The sequence below is a fragment of the Rhodophyticola sp. SM2404 genome (genome assembly GCF_053570515.1).
Genome location: NZ_JBSEDL010000005.1, coordinates 162,142 through 180,916, shown reverse-complemented (window position 1 = coordinate 180,916; position 18,775 = coordinate 162,142). Strand labels below are relative to the sequence as shown.

Sequence of the window (18,775 nt, the reverse complement as noted above, 5' to 3'; positions counted from 1 at the left end):
GGGAGGCGCGCGCGTCAGTGCGCGGCGGGGGCAGCGCCCCCTTGAAGCGCGCGTCCTAGTCCTGCTGCTGCCAGCGGGTCTCCATCGCTTCGATCGCGCGGATACGGTCAGATGTTTTGGGGTGGCTCATCAGCCAAGCAGGCGCGCCGCGCCCTCCCATTCCTGTCAGATCTTCCAATTTGCGAAAAAGCGAGATCTGCGGCGCAGTGCCGATCCCTGCCTTGACCAGAAGCGCCGAGGCATAGGCATCTGCCTCGTATTCATCCTGCCGCGACAGACGTGCTGCAATCAGCCCTGTCAGACCATTGGCAATCCAGATGCCGATTGCCGCGATTGGGATCAACCGCCCAAGCAGGCTGGCCAATGCAATTCGGATTGCATTCTGCCCCGAAAAATCAATCATCCTGCGCCGCGCATGGCCCAAAGCAACATGACCCAATTCATGCGCGATCACGCTGGCCAATTCCTCATCCGTCACCTCGCCGGCGCGGTATTTGTTGTAAAATCCGCGCGTCAGGAAAATCCGCCCGTCAGGGGCTGCCAAACCATTGACGGGATCAACCTCATAGAGATGCACGCGGATACGCTCGATCTCCAAAGCCTCGGCCATGCGGTCTGTCAGGGCTTTCAGGCGCGGATCAGCCAATTCGCTCGATTTCTCATCCAGCTCGCGCTTGAGCCGCCAGCTTGAGAATTGATACATCACCAGCGCATAGCCGATGGCCAGAAGGATTGGGGTAAGTTTTAACATAAAGGTGATATGGGGCGGGGAAGGGGGTGCGGCAATAGCTTACCGCCCCAATTCCCGCATGCCCCGATCAATCCCTTCCAGCGTCATCGGCACCATCTGCCCCTCGAAAATCTTCGAGATCATCCCGACCGATTGCGTATAGGGCCAATGCCGTTCGGGCAGCGGATTGATCCAGAGATGATTGGGCCATTTGGCACGCGCCCGATCCAGCCAGACCTGCCCCGCTTCCTCGTTCCAATGCTCGTTTGCACCGCCTGGCACCGCGATCTCATAGGGGCTCATTGAGGCATCGCCCACGAAAATGCATTTGTAATCAGAGCCATAGGTATTGAGCACCTCCCATGTCGGGATTTGCTCGGTCCAGCGGCGTTTATTGTCGCGCCACACGGCTTCATAGAGGCAATTGTGGAAATAATAATGCTCAAGATGTTTGAATTCCGCCCGCGCCGCCGAGAACAATTCCTCGACCAGTTTGATATGCGGGTCCATCGAGCCACCGACATCGAGAAACAGCAGCACTTTGACGGCATTGCGTCTTTCGGGCCGCGTTTTGACATCAAGATAGCCTTGCTCAGCGGTGGCGCGGATCGTGCCGTCAAGGTCCAGTTCCTCTTCCGCCCCGTCGCGCGCCCATTGGCGCAGCCGCTTGAGCGCGACCTTGATATTGCGGGTGCCAAGCTCGACATCGCCATCAAGGTTCTTGAAATCACGCTTGTCCCAAACCTTGACTGCGCGCTGGTGGCGGCTGCCATTCTGGCCGATGCGCACCCCTTCAGGGTTGAAGCCAAAGGCCCCGAAGGGCGAGGTGCCCGCCGTGCCGATCCATTTATTGCCCCCTTGGTGGCGGCTGTCTTGTTCCTTGAGCCTTTCGCGCAAAGTCTCCATCAGCTTGTCAAACCCGCCAAGCGCGTCGATCTCGGCGCGTTCTTCCTCGGATAGGAATTTCTCGGCCAGTTTCTCCAGCCAGTCCTGCGGGATTTCTGCCGCTTCCAGCACGTGCTCGGGGGTGATTTTCTCAAGCCCCGCGAAGGCATGGGCAAAGGCGCGGTCAAAGCGGTCCAGATGGCGTTCATCCTTCACCATCGCGGTGCGGGCAAGGTAATAGAACCCGTCAAGATCATAGGTCACCAGACCCTTTGAAACCCCTTCCAGAAAAGCCAGATATTCCCGCAGGCTTACGGGAATTTTGGCAGATCGCAGGGTTTCGAAAAACGGCAGGAACATAGTTCCAAACCTGTCACGCAGGCGCGGGAACCACAAGCATGATGAAATAGCCCAAGGTCAGGCCGATCAGCCCCATCACAACCGAATAATGCAGCAGGTCGAGCTTATTGCCCTTTTTGCGATAGGCGGTGAACAGGCCGAGGGCCAGCCCTGCGACAAGACCGATAAGTGCGGGAAGGGGGATCATGGAAAACCTCTGCCTAAGGCGGTGTCAGATAGCGGGTGCGAGAGAGGCGATCTCGGTCAAGCGTTCTTCAACCGCAGCCTCTCGGCCGAACCCATAGCGACCCCAAGCGAGAGAGTCGAGCCGCACAGTTCGCGCCTCCGAGGCGCGTCCCGACAACGCCAAGGCTTCGGCCCGCATCATCAACAAGGTCGACAATAGGGCCGCATTCTCGGCGCGGCGCGCAACGGGCGTGGCCAGCCCCGTCAGTTGCAAGGCGGCCTCGGCATCGCCATTGCTTAGCGCGAAGGCTGCCAATTGCATGCGCACATGGGCCAGTTGCACCGATTGCGGATCAAGCTGGGAATAGATGCGCGAGGCACTTTGGAACGCGGTGAAAGAGGCCTCGGCATCGCGGGCCAAACTCAGCCGTCCCAGCACGAAATAGCCAAAGGCTGTGCGGTTGTCGTTCCAGCCCGCTTCCGTGGCAATGCTGACGGCGCGTTGTGCTGCGGCAATGCGGCGCGCGCCATTTGCAGTGCCCCCAAGCGCCGTTTCAATCGCGTCGATCCATGCGCGGGGGGTATCGCTGCTCGGGCCGCCGTCACGGCCTGCACCATTGGGGTTGAAGCGTGCCAGCAGGTTTGGAAGGGCGGCAGCAACCTCGCCTCGGGTCATGCCCGAGCGCAGGCTGTCCGAGTTATACACCCTGAGAACCAGCATATCGAAACCCGTCAGAACTGCATTGAAATTGTCGTCATTAAAGACGCTATCGGGCAGGCGGTAGAGGTCATTGAGGGGGCCGATGGCTTGGCTGACTTCCTCATGCAGGCAATCGCGCATTTCTTGCGGGCTGACATCATTGGGAATGAAAACCGCAACCCGCTCGCGGGTTTGCAAGGTGGTCCAATCCAGACTGCGCTGTCCGCGCTGGCTGCGGAATTCCGACCAACTGGAGATACGCGGCACCACGAAACAGGCCGCTTGGGGTACCACGCGCTGCATCCTTGCGCGCGGCAATGTCTCGATTGTGACCGAGGCATTTTGCTCGGAGGAAAAAGGAACTTGCGAGATATCGATCCGTGCTTCGCGGCGCATGCGCCCCAGCAGGCGCCCCAGATCAATCGACAGGTTTTCCGGTGCTCCGGGGGCAATGGTCACGCTGATCGGCCCCTCAAAACGCGAGATCGTCTCGAGTTGGCGGCCCGTCTCCATAGCAAAGCTGAGGTCAAGGATATCCTCGGCAATCGCGATATTTGAGCGGGAGGGCGGCGTTGGGTTGGGCGCGCCAAAACTGGCCATGCTTGGCATGATATCGGGCAGGGCCACGACCCTGCGTTCCGCCACATCCGAGATTTGCGCGCTTGGCATACAGGCGCCAAGAGCCATGAGAGATAACAGGGAAACAATACGAACTAACACTACTCAGCCTCTCGCATATTTAATGAATTCGGTCTTGACCGCGATCCGGTCATACAGTGCGCGCGCAGTGGCATTGCCCTCTTGCGTCATCCAGTAAACCGAAGGTCTGCCCGCTTTATCGGCATCCTCATAAATTGTGGTGATCAAGCCCCGCGCAACACCGCGCCCACGGGCGGCTTGGGCTGTAAACAAATCCTGCAAATAGGTGACAGGGGCCTCATGCCAGCCATGCGAATGGATAATCACATGGCATAGACCAAGGATTTCTCCGCCCTCAACAGCGACCCAAGCCTTCATATCTTGGCGATCAGGGTCGCAATAGCGTGAAAATGTCAGGGCGATTTGGGCGTCGCTCAGATTGGCTTTGTAGAATGACAAATACTCCCGCCAAAGCGGTTCCCATAGCGCCATATCGTCCAACTCAAGTGGGCGGATGCGAAAATCCGGTGTCATGGGCCTGCCTCGATCTGGCCAATAGAGCCTGGCCTCTGGGTGCCAGTTAGCCCAGAAAATGCAGTTTATTCCGCCCCATGTAAAGCATTTGATCGCGCCTTTGGCCTTTTTCGAGGGCCAGTGTGCAAAGCGCGCAGGGGCGGCGGGGCCCTTGCCCCTGCCTTGCGCTAACGCCCTTGGCGGCGTGCCAGAAAGGCGAGGCGCTCGAACAACGCCACATCCTGTTCGTTCTTCAACAGCGCGCCATGCAGTTTCGGAAGCGCATTCTCGGCATCTTTTTGCAAATCCTCAGGCGAAAGATCTTCGGCCAGAAGCAGCTTCAGCCAATCCAGCACCTCCGAGGTCGAGGGCTTCTTCTTCAACCCTTGTTGCTCGCGGATCTCGTAGAATTGCGTGAGCGCTGTGGTCAGCAAATCGGCTTTGATATCAGGGTGATGGACCTCGACGATCTTCTTCATCACATCCATTTCGGGAAAGCGGATATAGTGGAAAAAGCAGCGCCGCAGAAAGGCATCGGGCAGCTCTTTTTCGTTATTCGATGTGATGATGATGATCGGGCGGGTGGTGGCGCGGACGGTCTCGCCTGTCTCATAGACAAAGAACTCCATCCGGTCGAGTTCCTGCAACAGATCATTGGGAAACTCGATATCGGCCTTGTCGATCTCATCGATCAGCAACACGCATTTGCCCTGCTGCTCAAAGGCCTGCCAGAGCTTGCCCTGTTTGATGTAATTCTTCACATCATTGACGCGCTCATCGCCCAATTGGCTGTCGCGCAAACGGCTGACGGCATCATATTCATAAAGGCCCTGCTGCGCGCGCGTGGTGGATTTGATATGCCATTCGATGATCGGAAGCCCCAAGGATTTCGAGACTTGCCGCGCCAATTCGGTTTTGCCGGTTCCGGGCTCACCCTTGACCAAAAGGGGGCGCTCAAGGGTGACGGCGGCATTGACCGCAACGGTCAAATCCTCGGTTGCGACATAGTCGGCGGTTCCGTCGAATTTCATGGCAACTCCCGAAGTTTTGACCTGTTTTAACTCTATCGTGACGCGCAGAACGTCCATAGGCAATATAGGGGCACTCTGCACGTGACAAGGCCCGCAGCTTGCTGTAAGCGAGGCGCGAATGACGGGTTGCAGGCATGTATCAGACCTGCAGGGTTCACCCGACATCAATGAGGGGAACGACATGAAAGCCGAGAACTTTCTTGCTGACGACTATCGTCCCGCCGAGGACGAACCATTCATGAACGAGCGTCAACTTGAATATTTCCGCCGCAAGCTAACTGCTTGGAAAGAAGACCTTCTTGAAGAAAGCCGTGGCACTGTTGTCGGCCTTCAGGACGGGACAAGAAATATCCCTGACGTGGCAGATCGGGCCAGCGAAGAAACCGACCGCGCACTTGAATTGCGCACTCGGGACCGCCAGCGCAAATTGATTGCCAAGATCGACTCGGCGCTGCGCCGTATTGATGAGGGCGAATACGGCTATTGCGAGAAAACGGGCGATCCGATCTCGCTCAAGCGTCTGGACGCGCGCCCCATCGCGACGATGACCCTTGAAGCACAAGAGCGTCACGAGCGCCGTGAAAAGGTCCATCGCGACGATTGATCCTTTGGCCCGCGCCGATGATCGGTCGCGGCTACGGGCAGGCAGAACTTCTTAAGGGGCATCCGTTCAGGGTGCCCTTTTGTTATCGGGGATATGAGATGCTGAGCGGAGACATGATCACCATTTTGGGGGCAGGCATTGGCGGGCTGGCGGCATCCATTGCCCTTGCACAAAGCGGCGCGCAGGTGCGGGTGATTGAACAAGCCGCCGAGATCGCCGAGGTCGGCGCAGGCATCCAAATCAGCCCCAACGGGTTTGTCGTGCTCAAAGCCTTGGGTCTGGGCGATGCCGTGGCGCAGGCCGCAATGCGCGGCAGGGCGGTGCGCTTGCGTGATTTCCGCAAAGGGGCGGCGGTTTTCCACCTCCCGCTCACCCGCGCCGACCGCCCCTATCATTTCATCCATCGCGCCGATCTCATCACCCTCTTGCTCGACGCGGCCAAAGCGGCTGGCGTTACATTCGAGCTTGGCCGCACAGTCACCTCCGTTGAGACGGGGCAGGGCGGCGCGACCCTTGTTTTTGAGGATGGGACAACGGAAACCATCGGCCTTCTGGTCGGCGCAGATGGCCTTCATTCCAAAACCCGCGCGGCGCTCGCCCCGAAATCCCGCCCCTTCTTCACAGGCCAAGTCGCATGGCGTGCCACAGTACCTGCCGAGACAAATCTTGCCCCCGAGGCCCATGTGTTCATGGGGCCGGGTCGGCATCTGGTGCGCTACCCGATCAAGGATGGCAGCCTCGTGAATATCGTCGCGGTCGAGGAGCGGGATAATTGGGCATCCGAGGGCTGGAACCACCGCGATGATCCCGCCCATCTGCGCCGCGCCTTCACGGATTTCTGCCCCGAGATTCGAAGCCTGCTGGATCAGGTGGAAGAAACCTATCTCTGGGGCCTTCACCGTCACCCGCTTGCCAAAACATGGGCGGATGGTCACGCCGTGCTGCTTGGCGATGCGGCCCATCCAACGCTGCCCTTCCTCGCCCAAGGGGCCAATATGGCGCTTGAAGATGCGTGGGTGCTCGCCCAATGCCTCGATCAAGCCGATAATCAACCCGCAGCGCTCACCCAGTTTGAGCAAACCCGCCGTCCCCGCTGCGCACGGATCGTCGAGGCCGCGTCCCGAAACGCCGAAAACTACCACCTGCGCCCGGGTCCTTACCGATTTGCAGCCCATAGCGCCCTGCGCCTCTCGGCCCGCTTGGCCCCCCATATCGCCAGCAATCGTTTCGAATGGCTCTACGGGCATGACGTCACACGTGGCTGACGCCAGCCCGAACGGGTCCCCGCGCTCATTCATCTTTGCTTGAAAAATACTTCCGCCGGAGGCGGCAAAACGTGCATCACTCCGCGTGCGCTCAGTCGAGCCGATAGGAGGGCAGCTTCTGGAAGGCATCGCGCAGCGCCTCGCCCCAGCCGCTCGAGATCATCTCATAGAAGGGATCGCCCCCTTCAATGCGGATGATCTGTCCATGCGAGAAGGTCTCGCGTTTATAGAGGTGCAAATCCAGCGGCAGCCCGACGGAAAGATTGGCCTTGATGGTGGAATCAAAGCTCAGCATCAGCAGTTTCACCGCATCCTCAAAACTCATATCCGGCTCATAGGCGCGCACAAGGATCGGCTTGCCATATTTCGTCTCGCCAATCTGGAAAAACGGCGTATCCGCGCTGGCTTCCACAAAATTCCCCTCGGGATAGATCAGGAACAGGCAGGGCTCCCCGCCTTTGATCTGCCCGCCAAGGATCATGGTCGCTGAAAAGGTTGCCTCTGCCTCGGGGCCATCAGGGGCGGATTGGCTCTTGATCACCTCGCGCAGGGTTTCGCCAAGCAGTTTGGCCACCTGAAACATCGAAGGCGCTTCCATGATCGACAAGGTGCCACGTTCATCCGCCGCGCGGCTGCGCTCATTGATCAGGCTTACAACGGCTTGGGTTGTTGCCAGATTGCCAGCCGTCATCAAGGTGATGGAGCGCTCGCCTTCCTCTTCCCAAAGAAACATCTTGCGAAAAACACTGATATTATCCACGCCCGCATTGGTGCGGGTGTCAGACATCATCACCAAGCCGCTATCCAGTTTGAGACCAACGCAATAGGTCATATCACTTATCCTTACGCCTTTTGCGGCGCAGCCTGCACCGGCAAGGGTTTATTGTTGTTGAACCTGAATATCGACGCTCATCGACTCGGTCCCTGATCCATAGCGCACTCCCGAGACGGGTGCAGCCTCTGTGTAATCCAGCCCCGTTGCAACACGGACATATCTTTCATCGGGCGATATCCCGTTCGAGACATCAAATCCGACCCAGCCAATCCCCTCGATATGGGCCTCGGCCCATGCATGGCTTGCATCTTGGTGCACGCGGTCTTCCATCATCAAATAGCCCGACACATAGCGCGCAGGGCTGCCAAGCGCGCGGGCAGCCGCCACAAAGATATGGGCATGATCCTGACATACGCCCGCGCCTTGCTCGACCGCTTCTTCAGCGGTGGTGGTGGCATGGGTGGTGCCGATCTCATATCTCACATCTTGCAGAATTCGTGCCGACAGGGCGTGTAGACGCTCCAGCTCATTGTCGAACTCATCCTTGAGGCCTTTGGCCAAACTGCGCACATTCGCGCCCGCCCGCGTCAAATCCGTGGAGCGCTGGAACAGCCAGAGCGGGACAAACCCGCCATGCTTGCCCACGACACCTGCCAGATCGCTGGTCTCAACCTCGCCTTCGCATTGCACAACAATCGCGCTTGCCTCGGGGTCGAATGAAATCAGCGACACGGTATTATTGTGGTGATCGGTGAATTCAGTCTCGGGTGTGCCGCCCTCAACGCTCATGCGCCAGTTGATCACATCTTGGCCATGGCGGCTTTTGGGGATCAGGCGCAATTGCTGCAATCCATAGCTGACGGGGCGCTCAAAAGCATAGGTGGTGGTGTGCAGGATTTTCAGGCGCATCTTTTGTCCCTCCCTATCCCAAAAAGCGGTAATCGGTTTCGATCTGCAGGCCCAAACCTGCCAGATCTTTCAGGAAATCGGTGATGAATTCATGCAGGCCTTCCTCAAAGACCTGATCAATCGTGATCCGCTGCAATTTGTGATCCAAGGCTTCGGCCATGCCTTGGCTGGGGTGGCGGTCGCCATATTCGATCTCGAGATATTTCAGATTGGTGACCATTTTCGCCACCGAGAATTTCAAACTGCGCGGCATGCGGCCATCTAGGATCAGGAAATCGGCAATCCCCTTGGGATTGGCCTTGCCTTGGTTGAGCCATGCATAGGAACGCTGCCCCGCCACGGAACGCAGGATCGTTTCCCATTGCACATTATCAAGGCTGGAGCCGATCTGGTTTACCGAGGGCAGCAGCACATAATATTTCACATCCAGAATGCGCGCGGTGTTATCGGCGCGCTCAAGGAAGGTGCCGATACGGGCGAAATCGAACACGTCATTGCGCAGCATCGTGCCATGCAGCGCGCCGCGCACTAGGGCCGAGTTCTGGCGGATCAGGCCCAAAACCTCGGGCAGGTTGCGATCTGCGACAGGGCGGGCCAAGGCATCGCGCAGCGACATATAGCTGTCATTCACGGCCTCCCAAACCTCGCGGGTCAGTGCGGTGCGCACCAGCCGCGCATTTTGCCGTGCGCCCGCGATGCAGGACATCACCGAGGAAGGGTTGCTTGGCTCGCGCAGCAGAAAATCAATGACCTTACCTGCCTCAAGCTGTTCGTGACGCTCATAAAAGGCGGTGGCGGCAGCGGCTGTTTGCAGAACACTGGCCCATTCATCATCCGCCCCATCGGGCCGCGTAAGTGCGATGCGAAACCCCGCCTCGATAAGGCGCGCGGTATTCTCGGAGCGCTCAAGAAGGCGGAACATCCAGAACAGGCCGCCTGCGGTTTTTCCCAGCATCCCCTATTCCTCCAAAACCCAAGTGTCCTTGGTCCCGCCCCCTTGCGAGGAATTGACAACCAAAGACCCTTTCTTGAGGGCAACGCGCGTCAATCCACCTGGTGTGATATCAACACCTTGCGGGCTGACCAACACGAAGGGGCGCAGATCAACATGGCGCGGGGCAAGCCCTGCCTTTGTCAGGATCGGCACGGTCGAGAGGGCCAGCGTGGGCTGTGCGATGTAATTTGCGGGCCGCGCGCTGAGCTTGGCGCGGAAGGCGGCCAGTTCCTTCTTGGAGGCTGCGGGGCCCACCAACATGCCGTAACCACCCGAGCCATGCACCTCTTTGACCACGAGCTCCGAGAGATTGTCCAAAACATAGGCCAGCGCGTCAGGCTCAGAGCATCGCCATGTCGGCACATTCTTCAAAATGGCCTTTTCGCCCGTGTAGAATTCAACGATATCAGGCATATAGCTATAGATTGCCTTGTCGTCCGAGATGCCTGTTCCGGGGGCGTTGGCAATCGTGATCCCGCCTGCGCGATAGACATCCATAATGCCCGGAACCCCCAAAAGACTGTCGGGGTTGAAATTCAGCGGGTCCAAGAAATCATCATCGACACGGCGGTAAATCACATCGATCGGGCGGTAGCCGCGGGTGGTACGCATGGCGATTTTGCCATCCATCACGCGCAGATCACTGCCCTCGACCAGTTCAACCCCCATATGATCGGCAAGAAAGGCATGCTCGAAATAGGCGGAGTTATGGATGCCGGGGGTGAGAACGGCGACCGAGCGGTTGGCGCTGGCATTGATCGGCATGCATGCCCCGAGGGAACGGTGCAATTTCGTTGGATAATCCGAGACAGGGCGGACTTTGACGCGGCTGAACAGTTCGGGGAACATCTGCAGCATCGTCTCGCGGTTCTCCAGCATATAGGAGACACCCGAGGGGGTGCGGGCGTTATCCTCAAGGACGAAAAACTCATCCTCACCTGTGCGCACCAGATCAATGCCGACGATATGGGTATAGATACCGCCTGGCGGCTCGACCCCGATCATCTCGGGCAGGAAAGCCTCGTTGCGCGCGATCAGATTGGCGGGCACGCGGCCTGCGCGGATGATCTCTTGGCGGTGGTAGATATCATAGAGAAAGGCATTGATGGCGCGCACGCGTTGCTCGATGCCGCGCACCAGCCGTGACCATTCCCGCCCCGAAATAATGCGCGGGACGATGTCAAAAGGTATCAAACGTTCATCGGCCTGATCCTGACCGTAGACATTGAAGGTGATGCCTGTGCGGCGAAAGAAACTCTCGGCTTCGGAGGATTTCTTTTTCAGCTCTTTGATGTCTTCGTTATGGAACCATGCATCATAGGATTGATAGGGGGATCGGGGGGCATCGCCTTGCCCGAACATCTCATCGAAAAATCTGGTCTCTTTTTCCATTTGGCCCTTAAGCGTCTGCTGCAAATCATCGAGCCAGAATTTGAAGAAAGCTGCTAGCAGAGGCGCTGCGTTAAGAATTAATCAAGACCGCGATGCACAGTAGCTATGCGAGGTGATTAATTTTCAAGCGAAATGGTGACGGGCCCGTCATTCACAAGGCTGACCGACATATCTGCACCGAATTGCCCTGTCTCAACAGGGATGCCGAGGGCCGCCAGTGAGGCCGCGAAATGCTCATAGAGGCGGCGGCCTTCGTCAGGAGGTGCTGCGCTAGAAAATCCGGGTCTGTTGCCCGAGTGGGTATCGGCGGCCAGCGTGAATTGGCTGACCACAAGCGCGCCGCCACCACTATCGAGCAGCGAGCGGTTCATCTTGCCCGCCTCATCCTTGAAGATACGCAATTTGGCGATCTTGGCGGCAAGCGCCTCGGCCTTGTCCTGCGTGTCGCCCTGCATTGCGCAAACAAGGATCAACAGGCCCGCGCCCGTTTGCCCGATCAGCGCGCCGTCCACCTCGACCGAGGCGCGGGTGACGCGTTGGATCAGCGCTCTCATGCAAGCTCGTCGCGGCGGGGCGGGTTTGCACCTGCGCGCGATACCGTCACAGCCGCCGCCTTTGACCCAAGCGCCAAGGCCGCGCGCAACGCATCTTCGGGCAGGCCCGCTGCCACAGCACTTTTGCTCAAAAGGCCCGCGTCCGACAGCCCTGCAAGAAAGCCCGCATTGAATGTATCGCCAGCCCCCACGGTATCAATCACCTCGACCCGCTCAGAGGATTGGAACAAGCTGCCGCCATCCCAATAAGCGGTGACGCCATCGGCCCCTTGCGTGATCAAAGCCAGCTTTGCGCCCTTGGCGAGAACCGAAGCCGCGCCTTTTTCAAGGTCGTCATGCCCTTCGAGCCAAGCGAGATCCTCATCCGAGAGTTTCACCACGTCACTGACCGCCAGCATCTTATCAAGCCGCGCGCGATAAACAGCTTCATCGCGGATAAAGCCTGTGCGGATATTCGGGTCGATCATCACCAGATGATCAGGGGCCGCGCGCAGGCAAAGCGCCTCATAGGCGCGTGCGCAGGGCTCCACCACCAAGGAGATGCCGCCGAAAAACAGGGCTTCAACCCCTGTCAATTCAGTTGGCAGATCATCCTCCGACAGCATCCGACCTGCAGTGTTTTCATCATAGAATGCATAGCTTGCCTGCCCATTGGTCAGGGTCACGAAAGCCAATGTTGTAGGGCTGTCCGATCGCGCGCTGAGCGCGCAGGAGACGCCATTGTCATCCAGCGCCTGCGCCAGTCTTTGGCCAAACAGATCGGTTGAAAGGCCCGTGAACATGCCCGTGGGCAACCCCAAACGGCCTGCCGCAATGGCTGTGTTGAACACCGCGCCGCCGCTATAGGGCGCAAAGGCGTGTTCGCCTTGCGTTGTTTCGCGGGGCAACATGTCAATCAGGGCTTCACCACAGCAGAGCAGCATCTTTTGATCCTTTGAAGTCTTGCGGACCAAGGGAGTAACGCTGAATGCATCGCGCTGCCAGTCTTTTTGTCAGGCAGGTTTATTTATTGATCGGCAAACCGCCCGTGGACGGCGCAAATCCCGTGGCTGCACCGCCCCCTTCGCCATAGAGCGCATAGAGATAGGCCCCGATGCTGATCACGATCAGCGCGCCAAGGATCGCAAAGGCGATTTTGATAGCGGAATAGGGGCGCTCGCCCTCGACCTTGCCTGTTTGGGCATTGACCACAAAGCGGAAGCTCTTGCCGCGGTATTTATAGGCCGCCAGCCAGACGGGCAGCAGGATATGTTTGAAGGTCACATCCGAGACTTCGGTATTCACATGGTCAATGCGCTGTCGGTCCCCCCCGATATCGCGGCGGATATCGCGGGCGATATGGGCATCCATGATCTGACGCGCCTCGATCATGCCCTCTTCCAGCTCGACGGTGTAGCCCTCGGCGCGGAAGCCTGCCAGATATTGCGGTGAATAGGGCTGAAGCGCGCTCAGGTCCCAAGGGGCCAGTGCATCGGTGAAGCGTTTGGGTAGGCTTTTGGAGGCCAGAACCAGCACATCATCAAAGAACCGCGCAACACGGCCCGAAGTGCGATGCCAGCGGATGCGCTGCTGTTGGCGCGTGCGTCCTTTGCCTGCCGACACCGTCACATAATAGATCGTGCCGCGCTGCCCGCGATAGGCGCTGCGGGTATCGGCATCAAAGGTCCAATAGGGAACATAGATGCCCTCCATCTTGCGGCCCTTGCGCGCGTAGTCCTGCAACCCATTGGGCGCAAACCACAGCCGCCCCAACCATTTGGTCATGGCATCGCGCGCGGCCTCTTCCCCGATGGAGAAGGGCAGCAGGCCTTTGGGTTTGATATGGCGATGGGTGCCCGTATCCGTGACCACGGGGGTGGCGCAAAACGGGCATTCATCGGCATGGGTATCGGCGGAAAATTCGACCTGCGCGCCGCAATTGGGGCATTGGGTGACGCGGGTTTCCTCGATCTCTTCTTTGGGCAGGCGGTTGCGGATCGCATCATCGAAATCCAGCTCGCGGATGGCAGTGCCGCCCCAAGGGCCTGCCGTGCCCTCGCCGATCTCGACCTCGGCCTCATTGCCGCAATGATCGCAGATCAGCTTGCCCTGATGCGGCGCAAAGCGCATATCCGCGCCGCATTGGTCGCAAGGGAAGTGATGTTCCTCAACGATATCGGTGTCTTGGAAGCTGGTATCACTGGTCATGGGTGCAAAATTCCGTTCAGCCAGCAGCGGGCGGTGGTGGCGGCGGAGGAGGGGGCAGAACCGTAAAGAGTTGCGCCAACTCGGTCACATCTTCGGCCTGCTTCCAGCCATCCTGACCCGGCGTCCAGACCAATGTCTCACGCGAGAGGCTGCCTTCGGCGGTCATACGCCCCATCGCGGCCTTGGAATAGGGGCCCTTTGTCTGACCGTTTTCAGCAATATGCCAGACATGTTCCACAGGCGGCGGGGGTGGGGCCATGGGGGCGGCTGCGGCAGGCTGTTGTTGCTGTGGGGCAGCTCCCCAAGGGCCTTGGGCCGCCATCTGGTTGGCCATCGCCATGCCCATTCCCATGCCTAGCCCTGCGCCCATCCCGCCACTTCCGGGGTTATCGGCGGCGGCGCGCATGGCTTCTGCGGCTTGGAACTGGCTGTATTTGTTCAGATCCCCCACAACCCCCATCGAGGTGCGCTTGTCCAAAGCCTCTTCGACGGCAGGCGGCAGGCTGATATTTTCGATGTAAAGCTCGGGCAGGCTCAGGCCATATTTATCGATGGTCTCAGAGATCTTGCTGGCGACCATGCCGCCAAATTCGCCCGTATTGGCCGCCATATCCAGCACAGCCACGCCTGATCCTGCAACGGTCTGGCTGAATTGCTGCACGATGATATTGCGGATCTGGAAGCTGATCTCATCGCTGGTGAATTCCCCATCCGTGCCCACGATCTCGGACATGAAGCGGGCGGGATTGTCGATCTTGACGGAATAGGTACCGAAGGCGCGGATGCGGGTCGGCCCGAATTCGGGGTCGCGCAGCATAATCGGATTTTTCGTGCCCCATTTGAGATTGGTAAACCGATTGGTGGAGACGAAATAAATCTCGGATTTGAAGGGCGATTTAAAGCCGTGATCCCAGTGCTGAAGGCTGGTCATGATCGGCATGTTATTGGTCTCGAGCATATAGAGGCCCGGGGTGAAGACATCGGCCAATTGGCCTTCATGGATAAAGACTGCCGCCTGTCCTTCGCGCACCGTCAGCTTCGCGCCGTATTTGATCTCATAGCCATGGCGTTCAAAGCGCCAAACCATCGTGTCGCGGGTGTCATCTGTCCATTCGATAACATCGATGAACTGGCCTGAAAGAAAATCAAAAATAGACATGGGTTTGGTCCAATCGTCACAATATGTCTTGGCCAATTATAAACGCTGCTGCGTGATAGGGCCAATGAAAACGGGGTGGAAAAGGCGGGGTATTTTCCCCGCCCCGACCAGTGATCTTAGTAAACGACGAGGCTTGCGTCGCAATAATCGCCGCCAAATGTGCCAACCCAGACATCCATCCGGCCATCGCCGACATAGGCTTCGATCCAAGGCATCAGATCGCCCGAGCTGTCATCATCGTAATACCAGCTTCCATCAGGCGCATTGAGCAGCAAGACCGTATCACAGCCGGGGCTGCTGACCGAGAACTGCACAGGGCCGTTGAAATCATACATATAGAGAGAAAAATCGGGGTTTGGCACAACCCAGCCCCCTGCAAAGCCGCAATTGGCCAGATTGACCTGACCGCCAGCGACAACGGGGAAATAGAAGGGATCTTCCTGCATTTCGCTTGCATAAATCCGGTTGATTTCTGCGCCCTCGGAGATCACGGGGCAGGCATTTGCGATTTGGAAGGAGGCCAGAAACAGGCCAATCGTAAGGAGGAGTTTTTTCATTTTGAAACCCTGAAAAGGAGTGAATTTGAACCTGCTACAAACGCGTAACGAACATAGTGAAACTATCTCATAAGGGGGGTTCAATTCCAAGAACTCCCTCAAGATGGCATTAGCTGGAACCGCCAAGCAATTCGGCGGCGATCTCCGCAACAATCGGCCTTGCGGCTGCGGGCTCCATTCCTGGTCTCAGGCGCGGATCATAGAGGATGCGCAGCAGCAATTCGTCATGGCGGGTCAGAAGAGCGAACTCTTCGTCATCATTGAAGATCGAGGGGCGCGCGGCGGGGCTGTCATTGGGCAGACCAAGGCCTTGGGCGATTTCTTCATGAATGCAGGAGCGGCGCAAAAGGTCGGGATGCTCGGTGCGGATGATGGCGACCGCTGTTTGATAGACAGGCGTGCCGCCCGCCTCCGAGAAGGCATAGACCGAGCAGAAAGTATGGCGGGGCAGATTGCTGATTTCGCGCAAGGTTTCAGGCCCAATGCCTGGAACCAGTTGTTGCAGAAGCGGGCCTGTCAATTGCTGCTCGTCACGGCTGACAAAGAGCACATGGAAATTCCCCCCCGAGGAAACCTTACGGATGGGGTGGCCCGTGGCACGGGCAAGGCGTTGCGCATAGGTGCCGATGACCGCGCTATCATCCGAGCGTGCCGCGGCGGAGAGGGAGGGGCCGAAATGGGCCTGAATGCGCACCGGCACCTCCCATCGGCGCAGGCGTGAGGGGGTCTGGCGGGCCACAAAGCGCCCATTGGTCAGGGCATATTCATCAAACAGCGCGATGCGTTCGAAATTGGCCACCAGCATGCGTTGCGAGAAAGGCGTATCATCCCCGCCGCCATCGGTGCGAAGCAACCCATTGGCGACGAGGCGTTGTTCGATCGAGGCGTAATAGCTGGCATAGCCACGGCTCAGCGCCGATTGCGGCCCTGCACCAGGCAGGGCCAAGACGCCGCGCGTCTCGGGACGGGGCGAGTTCACAGGGGGTGACGCCACACAGGCCGACAGGCCAAGCGCCACCAATCCGAGCGTCATACAACGCCCCAGATGCCCCATGATCATCGCGTCCGTCCCTCAATCACGCATCAACCGTCCGATCAGCTATCGCCTGTCGAGGTGCCGACATTATAGCCCACACCATCGCCCCGCGCTTTGGCGGCCGAAAGCGTGTCGCGCAATTCGGTCTCCATTTTCTGCATCTCGACCTCGGCGGCCGCGCGGCGGGCTTTGCCCTCATCGGCGATTTGCAGGCTTTCCTCGATGGTGGCGACCAGATCGGCATTGGCCTTTTTGACCGCTTCGATATCAAAGACACCGCGCTCCATTTCCTCACGCACCATACGGTTCGATGTGCGCAGGTTTTCGGCGTTTTTGGTCAGCAATTCATTGGTCAGATCATTGGCCTCGCGCACGGCGGCTGCGGCCTCGGTCGAGCGCTGGATGGTCACGGCTTGGGCCAATTGGGTTTCCCAAAGCGGCACGGTGTTGACCAGCGTGGAGTTGATCTTGGTGACCAGCGATTTGTCGTTTTCCTGCACCAGACGGATCGAGGGCAGCGATTGCATGGTGACCTGACGGGTCAGTTTGAGGTCATGGACGCGGCGTTCCAGATCATCACGCGCGGCACGCAGATCGCGCAATTCCTGCGCTTTCATCACCTGCTGCTCGGATGGGGCGGCTTCCACCTCGGCCTCTTTGGCAGGGATGGTTGTGCTGTCCAGCTCGTTCAGCTTCTCTTCGCCCGCCGCGATATAGAGCGCCAGCTCGTCATAAAAGGCCAGCGTCTTGTCGTAAAGGATATCGAGCGATTTGATATCCTTCATAAGGGTATGCTCATGGCTCAACAGCTCATCCGTGATCTTGTCGATCTGGCCCTGTACATCTTCATAGCGCGCCATGAAATCATGCAGCGGCTTGGCCTTGCCAAAAAGACGCTCCCACCAGCTGCGTTTGCGGTTGGGGTCCAGCTCATCCACCGAGAACCCGCGGATCGTGCCCACGATATCGCGCAAGCTATCGCCTGCGGGGCCGACATCCTTGTTCTTGACGTCTTGCAACATGGCTTGGCTGATCTGCTGCAATTCCGCCTGCGCGCCCGAGCCAAAGGAGACGATGGAATTGGTGTCTTCCATATCGATCTCTTTGATGCGCTTGCGGATCGCTGCGGCGGTTTTCTTATTGGCATCGGCCAAGGGCACCAGCGCGGTCGAAGGTTCCGCCAGCGTGACGGATGTCACTTCTTCAATCATCTTCGCGGCCGCTTCGGCTTTTTCTTTGATTTCAGTGCTCATGATGGTGTCGTCCCTAATCAGAAATATGAATATTATCGCGGTTCAAACGGTCCCGCAGGACACTGATTTCGACATCCAGATCACTGCGGTTATCGGTCAGCATCGTTTTGGTGCGTTTGGTAAAATTCCCCTCGAGATCATCGAGCAGCCCCACATAATCGGATCGCACCGAAGCATCGCGATTATTGGAATAGAGATCGGCGAATTTGACAGTCGCATCGCGCGCGCCCTGTAGATAGACGCCCAGATATTTGCGCGCCCCGCTCAGATCGCGCGGATCGCTTTCAACCTGTCGGAACATCTGGCGCACAGCATGCTGGAACCCGTCTACACGGGCCTCCAATTCACGGTCGCGCGCGCGCAAAATGGCGTCTTTCATCTGGGCCAGAACGGCCTCGGCCTCTTCGATCTTGCGCGCCACACGGTCGGTCTGGAAGCTGTCCACCCCTTCAAGGCCCTTATCCGACATTGGATCAAGCCCGAAGGTAAACAGATGCAGACCCGCCGCAATTGCGCCCATCAAGATCGCGGGGACCAATTGCCATTGGCCGCCAAAAATCAGCAAGCCCACGCCAATACCCACACCGACCGAAGCGAAAAGCTTGCGCGGAATGGCGGGGCGGCGCGCGACCTTGCGTTCCATATAGGCATCTTCTGCGCGGATACCGTCGCGCGTCAGCCAAGCGGCCAGAAGCAGCATTGCAGCCCCTGCCAGATCGCTGGCCAGCGCCAAGGTAGAGCCTTGGAAAAACACCGTGACCAGCGTTAGCGCGGCTGCCAGAAATAACAGATTGATCTTGGCCCCATGGCGCTGCGGGCTGCGGCCCTTAAAGCTTGCGGGCTCAGGTCGGATGGGGGCAGTGACCGATGGCCGAGTATCAGGATCGGGAATTTGCCCGTTCGGGCTGAATTCTCCACCAAAGCGTTTTGCCATATCAAAGTGCTCCGAAACCGCCAAAGCCCGCCATCAAAATGATGACCAGCAACGCGCCAAAGGAAACACCCTTAAGTGTATTAGACGTCACGTATTTGCCCCCTGTTTGACCCCAAGATAGGTATGTTTTGTT

The 18,775-nt window shown here is 58.3% G+C and carries 20 protein-coding genes; 2 read left to right on the top strand and 18 right to left on the bottom strand.

The annotated features are described in order from the left end of the window. Positions 1 to 55: 55 nt before the first annotated feature. The 6 genes from ACTYEO_RS09655 to ACTYEO_RS09630 form a co-directional block, all read right to left on the bottom strand. The gene (locus tag ACTYEO_RS09655) at positions 56 to 751 is read right to left on the bottom strand and encodes a M48 family metallopeptidase (RefSeq protein ID WP_449323531.1); all 696 of its coding nucleotides are present in this window, start codon (positions 749 to 751) and stop codon (positions 56 to 58) included. Between the two features lie 39 nt (positions 752 to 790). Further along, positions 791 to 1,975 carry a vWA domain-containing protein gene (locus tag ACTYEO_RS09650; RefSeq protein ID WP_449323530.1) on the bottom strand — a complete coding sequence of 395 codons (1,185 nt, stop codon included), beginning with the start codon at positions 1,973 to 1,975 and terminating at the stop codon, positions 791 to 793. 13 nt (positions 1,976 to 1,988) lie between these two features. Beyond that, positions 1,989 to 2,162 (bottom strand): hypothetical protein, encoded by a 174-nt coding sequence (locus ACTYEO_RS09645; RefSeq protein ID WP_449323529.1) that lies wholly within the window; start codon positions 2,160 to 2,162, stop codon positions 1,989 to 1,991. Positions 2,163 to 2,186: 24 nt separating this feature from the next. Further along, positions 2,187 to 3,509 (bottom strand): DUF2927 domain-containing protein, encoded by a 1,323-nt coding sequence (locus tag ACTYEO_RS09640; protein ID WP_449323528.1) that lies wholly within the window; start codon positions 3,507 to 3,509, stop codon positions 2,187 to 2,189. 54 nt (positions 3,510 to 3,563) lie between these two features. Further along, positions 3,564 to 4,013 (bottom strand): N-acetyltransferase family protein, encoded by a 450-nt coding sequence (locus ACTYEO_RS09635; RefSeq protein ID WP_449323527.1) that lies wholly within the window; start codon positions 4,011 to 4,013, stop codon positions 3,564 to 3,566. A 167-nt stretch (positions 4,014 to 4,180) separates the two neighbouring features. Next, positions 4,181 to 5,023: an AAA family ATPase gene (locus tag ACTYEO_RS09630; protein WP_449323526.1), complete on the bottom strand. Its 843-nt coding sequence runs from the start codon at positions 5,021 to 5,023 to the stop codon at positions 4,181 to 4,183. A gap of 181 nt (positions 5,024 to 5,204) precedes the next feature. Here ACTYEO_RS09630 and dksA point away from each other — a divergent pair, with 181 nt between their 5' ends. After that, on the top strand, positions 5,205 to 5,627 hold the full coding sequence (dksA, locus tag ACTYEO_RS09625) for an RNA polymerase-binding protein DksA (RefSeq protein ID WP_449323525.1): 423 nt from the start codon (positions 5,205 to 5,207) through the stop codon (positions 5,625 to 5,627). Positions 5,628 to 5,725: 98 nt separating this feature from the next. After that, positions 5,726 to 6,892 (top strand): FAD-dependent oxidoreductase, encoded by a 1,167-nt coding sequence (locus tag ACTYEO_RS09620; RefSeq protein ID WP_449323524.1) that lies wholly within the window; start codon positions 5,726 to 5,728, stop codon positions 6,890 to 6,892. A gap of 91 nt (positions 6,893 to 6,983) precedes the next feature. On the opposite strand, the gene ACTYEO_RS09615 is transcribed toward ACTYEO_RS09620, so the two are convergent. The 12 genes from ACTYEO_RS09615 to ACTYEO_RS09560 form a co-directional block, all read right to left on the bottom strand. Then, positions 6,984 to 7,724 (bottom strand): peptidase, encoded by a 741-nt coding sequence (locus tag ACTYEO_RS09615; RefSeq protein WP_449323523.1) that lies wholly within the window; start codon positions 7,722 to 7,724, stop codon positions 6,984 to 6,986. 48 nt (positions 7,725 to 7,772) lie between these two features. Next, entirely contained in the window at positions 7,773 to 8,576 is an 804-nt protein-coding gene (locus ACTYEO_RS09610) for a transglutaminase family protein (RefSeq protein WP_449323522.1), read from the bottom strand. Between the two features lie 13 nt (positions 8,577 to 8,589). Next, positions 8,590 to 9,531, bottom strand: coding sequence for an alpha-E domain-containing protein (locus ACTYEO_RS09605; protein ID WP_449323521.1), 942 nt, complete (start codon positions 9,529 to 9,531; stop codon positions 8,590 to 8,592). 3 nt (positions 9,532 to 9,534) lie between these two features. Beyond that, entirely contained in the window at positions 9,535 to 10,962 is a 1,428-nt protein-coding gene (locus ACTYEO_RS09600; RefSeq protein ID WP_449323520.1) for a circularly permuted type 2 ATP-grasp protein, read from the bottom strand. Between the two features lie 116 nt (positions 10,963 to 11,078). After that, entirely contained in the window at positions 11,079 to 11,516 is a 438-nt protein-coding gene (gene dtd, locus ACTYEO_RS09595) for a D-aminoacyl-tRNA deacylase (RefSeq protein ID WP_449323519.1), read from the bottom strand. Beyond that, a complete protein-coding gene (locus tag ACTYEO_RS09590) occupies positions 11,513 to 12,439 on the bottom strand; it encodes a carbohydrate kinase family protein (RefSeq protein WP_449323518.1) in 927 nt (308 codons plus the stop codon). Before ACTYEO_RS09590 ends, dtd begins: the two co-directional genes overlap by 4 nt. A 79-nt stretch (positions 12,440 to 12,518) precedes the next feature. After that, the gene (locus tag ACTYEO_RS09585; RefSeq protein WP_449323517.1) at positions 12,519 to 13,703 is read right to left on the bottom strand and encodes a primosomal protein N' (replication factor Y) - superfamily II helicase; all 1,185 of its coding nucleotides are present in this window, start codon (positions 13,701 to 13,703) and stop codon (positions 12,519 to 12,521) included. 16 nt (positions 13,704 to 13,719) lie between these two features. Continuing rightward, positions 13,720 to 14,862 carry an SPFH domain-containing protein gene (locus ACTYEO_RS09580; protein WP_449323516.1) on the bottom strand — a complete coding sequence of 381 codons (1,143 nt, stop codon included), beginning with the start codon at positions 14,860 to 14,862 and terminating at the stop codon, positions 13,720 to 13,722. A gap of 116 nt (positions 14,863 to 14,978) precedes the next feature. After that, on the bottom strand, positions 14,979 to 15,419 hold the full coding sequence (locus ACTYEO_RS09575) for a peptidase S1 (RefSeq protein WP_449323515.1): 441 nt from the start codon (positions 15,417 to 15,419) through the stop codon (positions 14,979 to 14,981). Positions 15,420 to 15,528: 109 nt separating this feature from the next. Next, complete coding sequence (locus tag ACTYEO_RS09570; RefSeq protein WP_449323514.1) at positions 15,529 to 16,452, bottom strand: DUF2927 domain-containing protein; 924 nt, start codon at positions 16,450 to 16,452, stop codon at positions 15,529 to 15,531. A gap of 62 nt (positions 16,453 to 16,514) precedes the next feature. Then, a complete protein-coding gene (locus ACTYEO_RS09565) occupies positions 16,515 to 17,708 on the bottom strand; it encodes a toxic anion resistance protein (protein WP_449323513.1) in 1,194 nt (397 codons plus the stop codon). Positions 17,709 to 17,721: 13 nt separating this feature from the next. Further along, positions 17,722 to 18,642, bottom strand: coding sequence for a 5-bromo-4-chloroindolyl phosphate hydrolysis family protein (locus tag ACTYEO_RS09560; RefSeq protein ID WP_449323512.1), 921 nt, complete (start codon positions 18,640 to 18,642; stop codon positions 17,722 to 17,724). Between the last annotated feature and the right edge of the window lie 133 nt (positions 18,643 to 18,775).

Bases quoted from the DNA above. Each gene is read 5' to 3' on its own strand.
- ACTYEO_RS09655 (WP_449323531.1), bottom strand. From the start codon at position 751: ATGTTAAAACTTACCCCAATCCTTCTGGCCATCGGCTATGCGCTGGTG.
- ACTYEO_RS09650 (WP_449323530.1), bottom strand. From the start codon at position 1,975: ATGTTCCTGCCGTTTTTCGAAACCCTGCGATCTGCCAAAATTCCCGTA.
- ACTYEO_RS09645 (WP_449323529.1), bottom strand. From the start codon at position 2,162: ATGATCCCCCTTCCCGCACTTATCGGTCTTGTCGCAGGGCTGGCCCTC.
- ACTYEO_RS09640 (WP_449323528.1), bottom strand. From the start codon at position 3,509: ATGCCAAGCGCGCAAATCTCGGATGTGGCGGAACGCAGGGTCGTGGCC.
- ACTYEO_RS09635 (WP_449323527.1), bottom strand. From the start codon at position 4,013: ATGACACCGGATTTTCGCATCCGCCCACTTGAGTTGGACGATATGGCG.
- ACTYEO_RS09630 (WP_449323526.1), bottom strand. From the start codon at position 5,023: ATGAAATTCGACGGAACCGCCGACTATGTCGCAACCGAGGATTTGACC.
- dksA (WP_449323525.1), top strand. From the start codon at position 5,205: ATGAAAGCCGAGAACTTTCTTGCTGACGACTATCGTCCCGCCGAGGAC.
- ACTYEO_RS09620 (WP_449323524.1), top strand. From the start codon at position 5,726: ATGCTGAGCGGAGACATGATCACCATTTTGGGGGCAGGCATTGGCGGG.
- ACTYEO_RS09615 (WP_449323523.1), bottom strand. From the start codon at position 7,724: ATGACCTATTGCGTTGGTCTCAAACTGGATAGCGGCTTGGTGATGATG.
- ACTYEO_RS09610 (WP_449323522.1), bottom strand. From the start codon at position 8,576: ATGCGCCTGAAAATCCTGCACACCACCACCTATGCTTTTGAGCGCCCC.
- ACTYEO_RS09605 (WP_449323521.1), bottom strand. From the start codon at position 9,531: ATGCTGGGAAAAACCGCAGGCGGCCTGTTCTGGATGTTCCGCCTTCTT.
- ACTYEO_RS09600 (WP_449323520.1), bottom strand. From the start codon at position 10,962: ATGGAAAAAGAGACCAGATTTTTCGATGAGATGTTCGGGCAAGGCGAT.
- dtd (WP_449323519.1), bottom strand. From the start codon at position 11,516: ATGAGAGCGCTGATCCAACGCGTCACCCGCGCCTCGGTCGAGGTGGAC.
- ACTYEO_RS09590 (WP_449323518.1), bottom strand. From the start codon at position 12,439: ATGCTGCTCTGCTGTGGTGAAGCCCTGATTGACATGTTGCCCCGCGAA.
- ACTYEO_RS09585 (WP_449323517.1), bottom strand. From the start codon at position 13,703: ATGACCAGTGATACCAGCTTCCAAGACACCGATATCGTTGAGGAACAT.
- ACTYEO_RS09580 (WP_449323516.1), bottom strand. From the start codon at position 14,862: ATGTCTATTTTTGATTTTCTTTCAGGCCAGTTCATCGATGTTATCGAA.
- ACTYEO_RS09575 (WP_449323515.1), bottom strand. From the start codon at position 15,419: ATGAAAAAACTCCTCCTTACGATTGGCCTGTTTCTGGCCTCCTTCCAA.
- ACTYEO_RS09570 (WP_449323514.1), bottom strand. From the start codon at position 16,452: ATGACGCTCGGATTGGTGGCGCTTGGCCTGTCGGCCTGTGTGGCGTCA.
- ACTYEO_RS09565 (WP_449323513.1), bottom strand. From the start codon at position 17,708: ATGAGCACTGAAATCAAAGAAAAAGCCGAAGCGGCCGCGAAGATGATT.
- ACTYEO_RS09560 (WP_449323512.1), bottom strand. From the start codon at position 18,642: ATGGCAAAACGCTTTGGTGGAGAATTCAGCCCGAACGGGCAAATTCCC.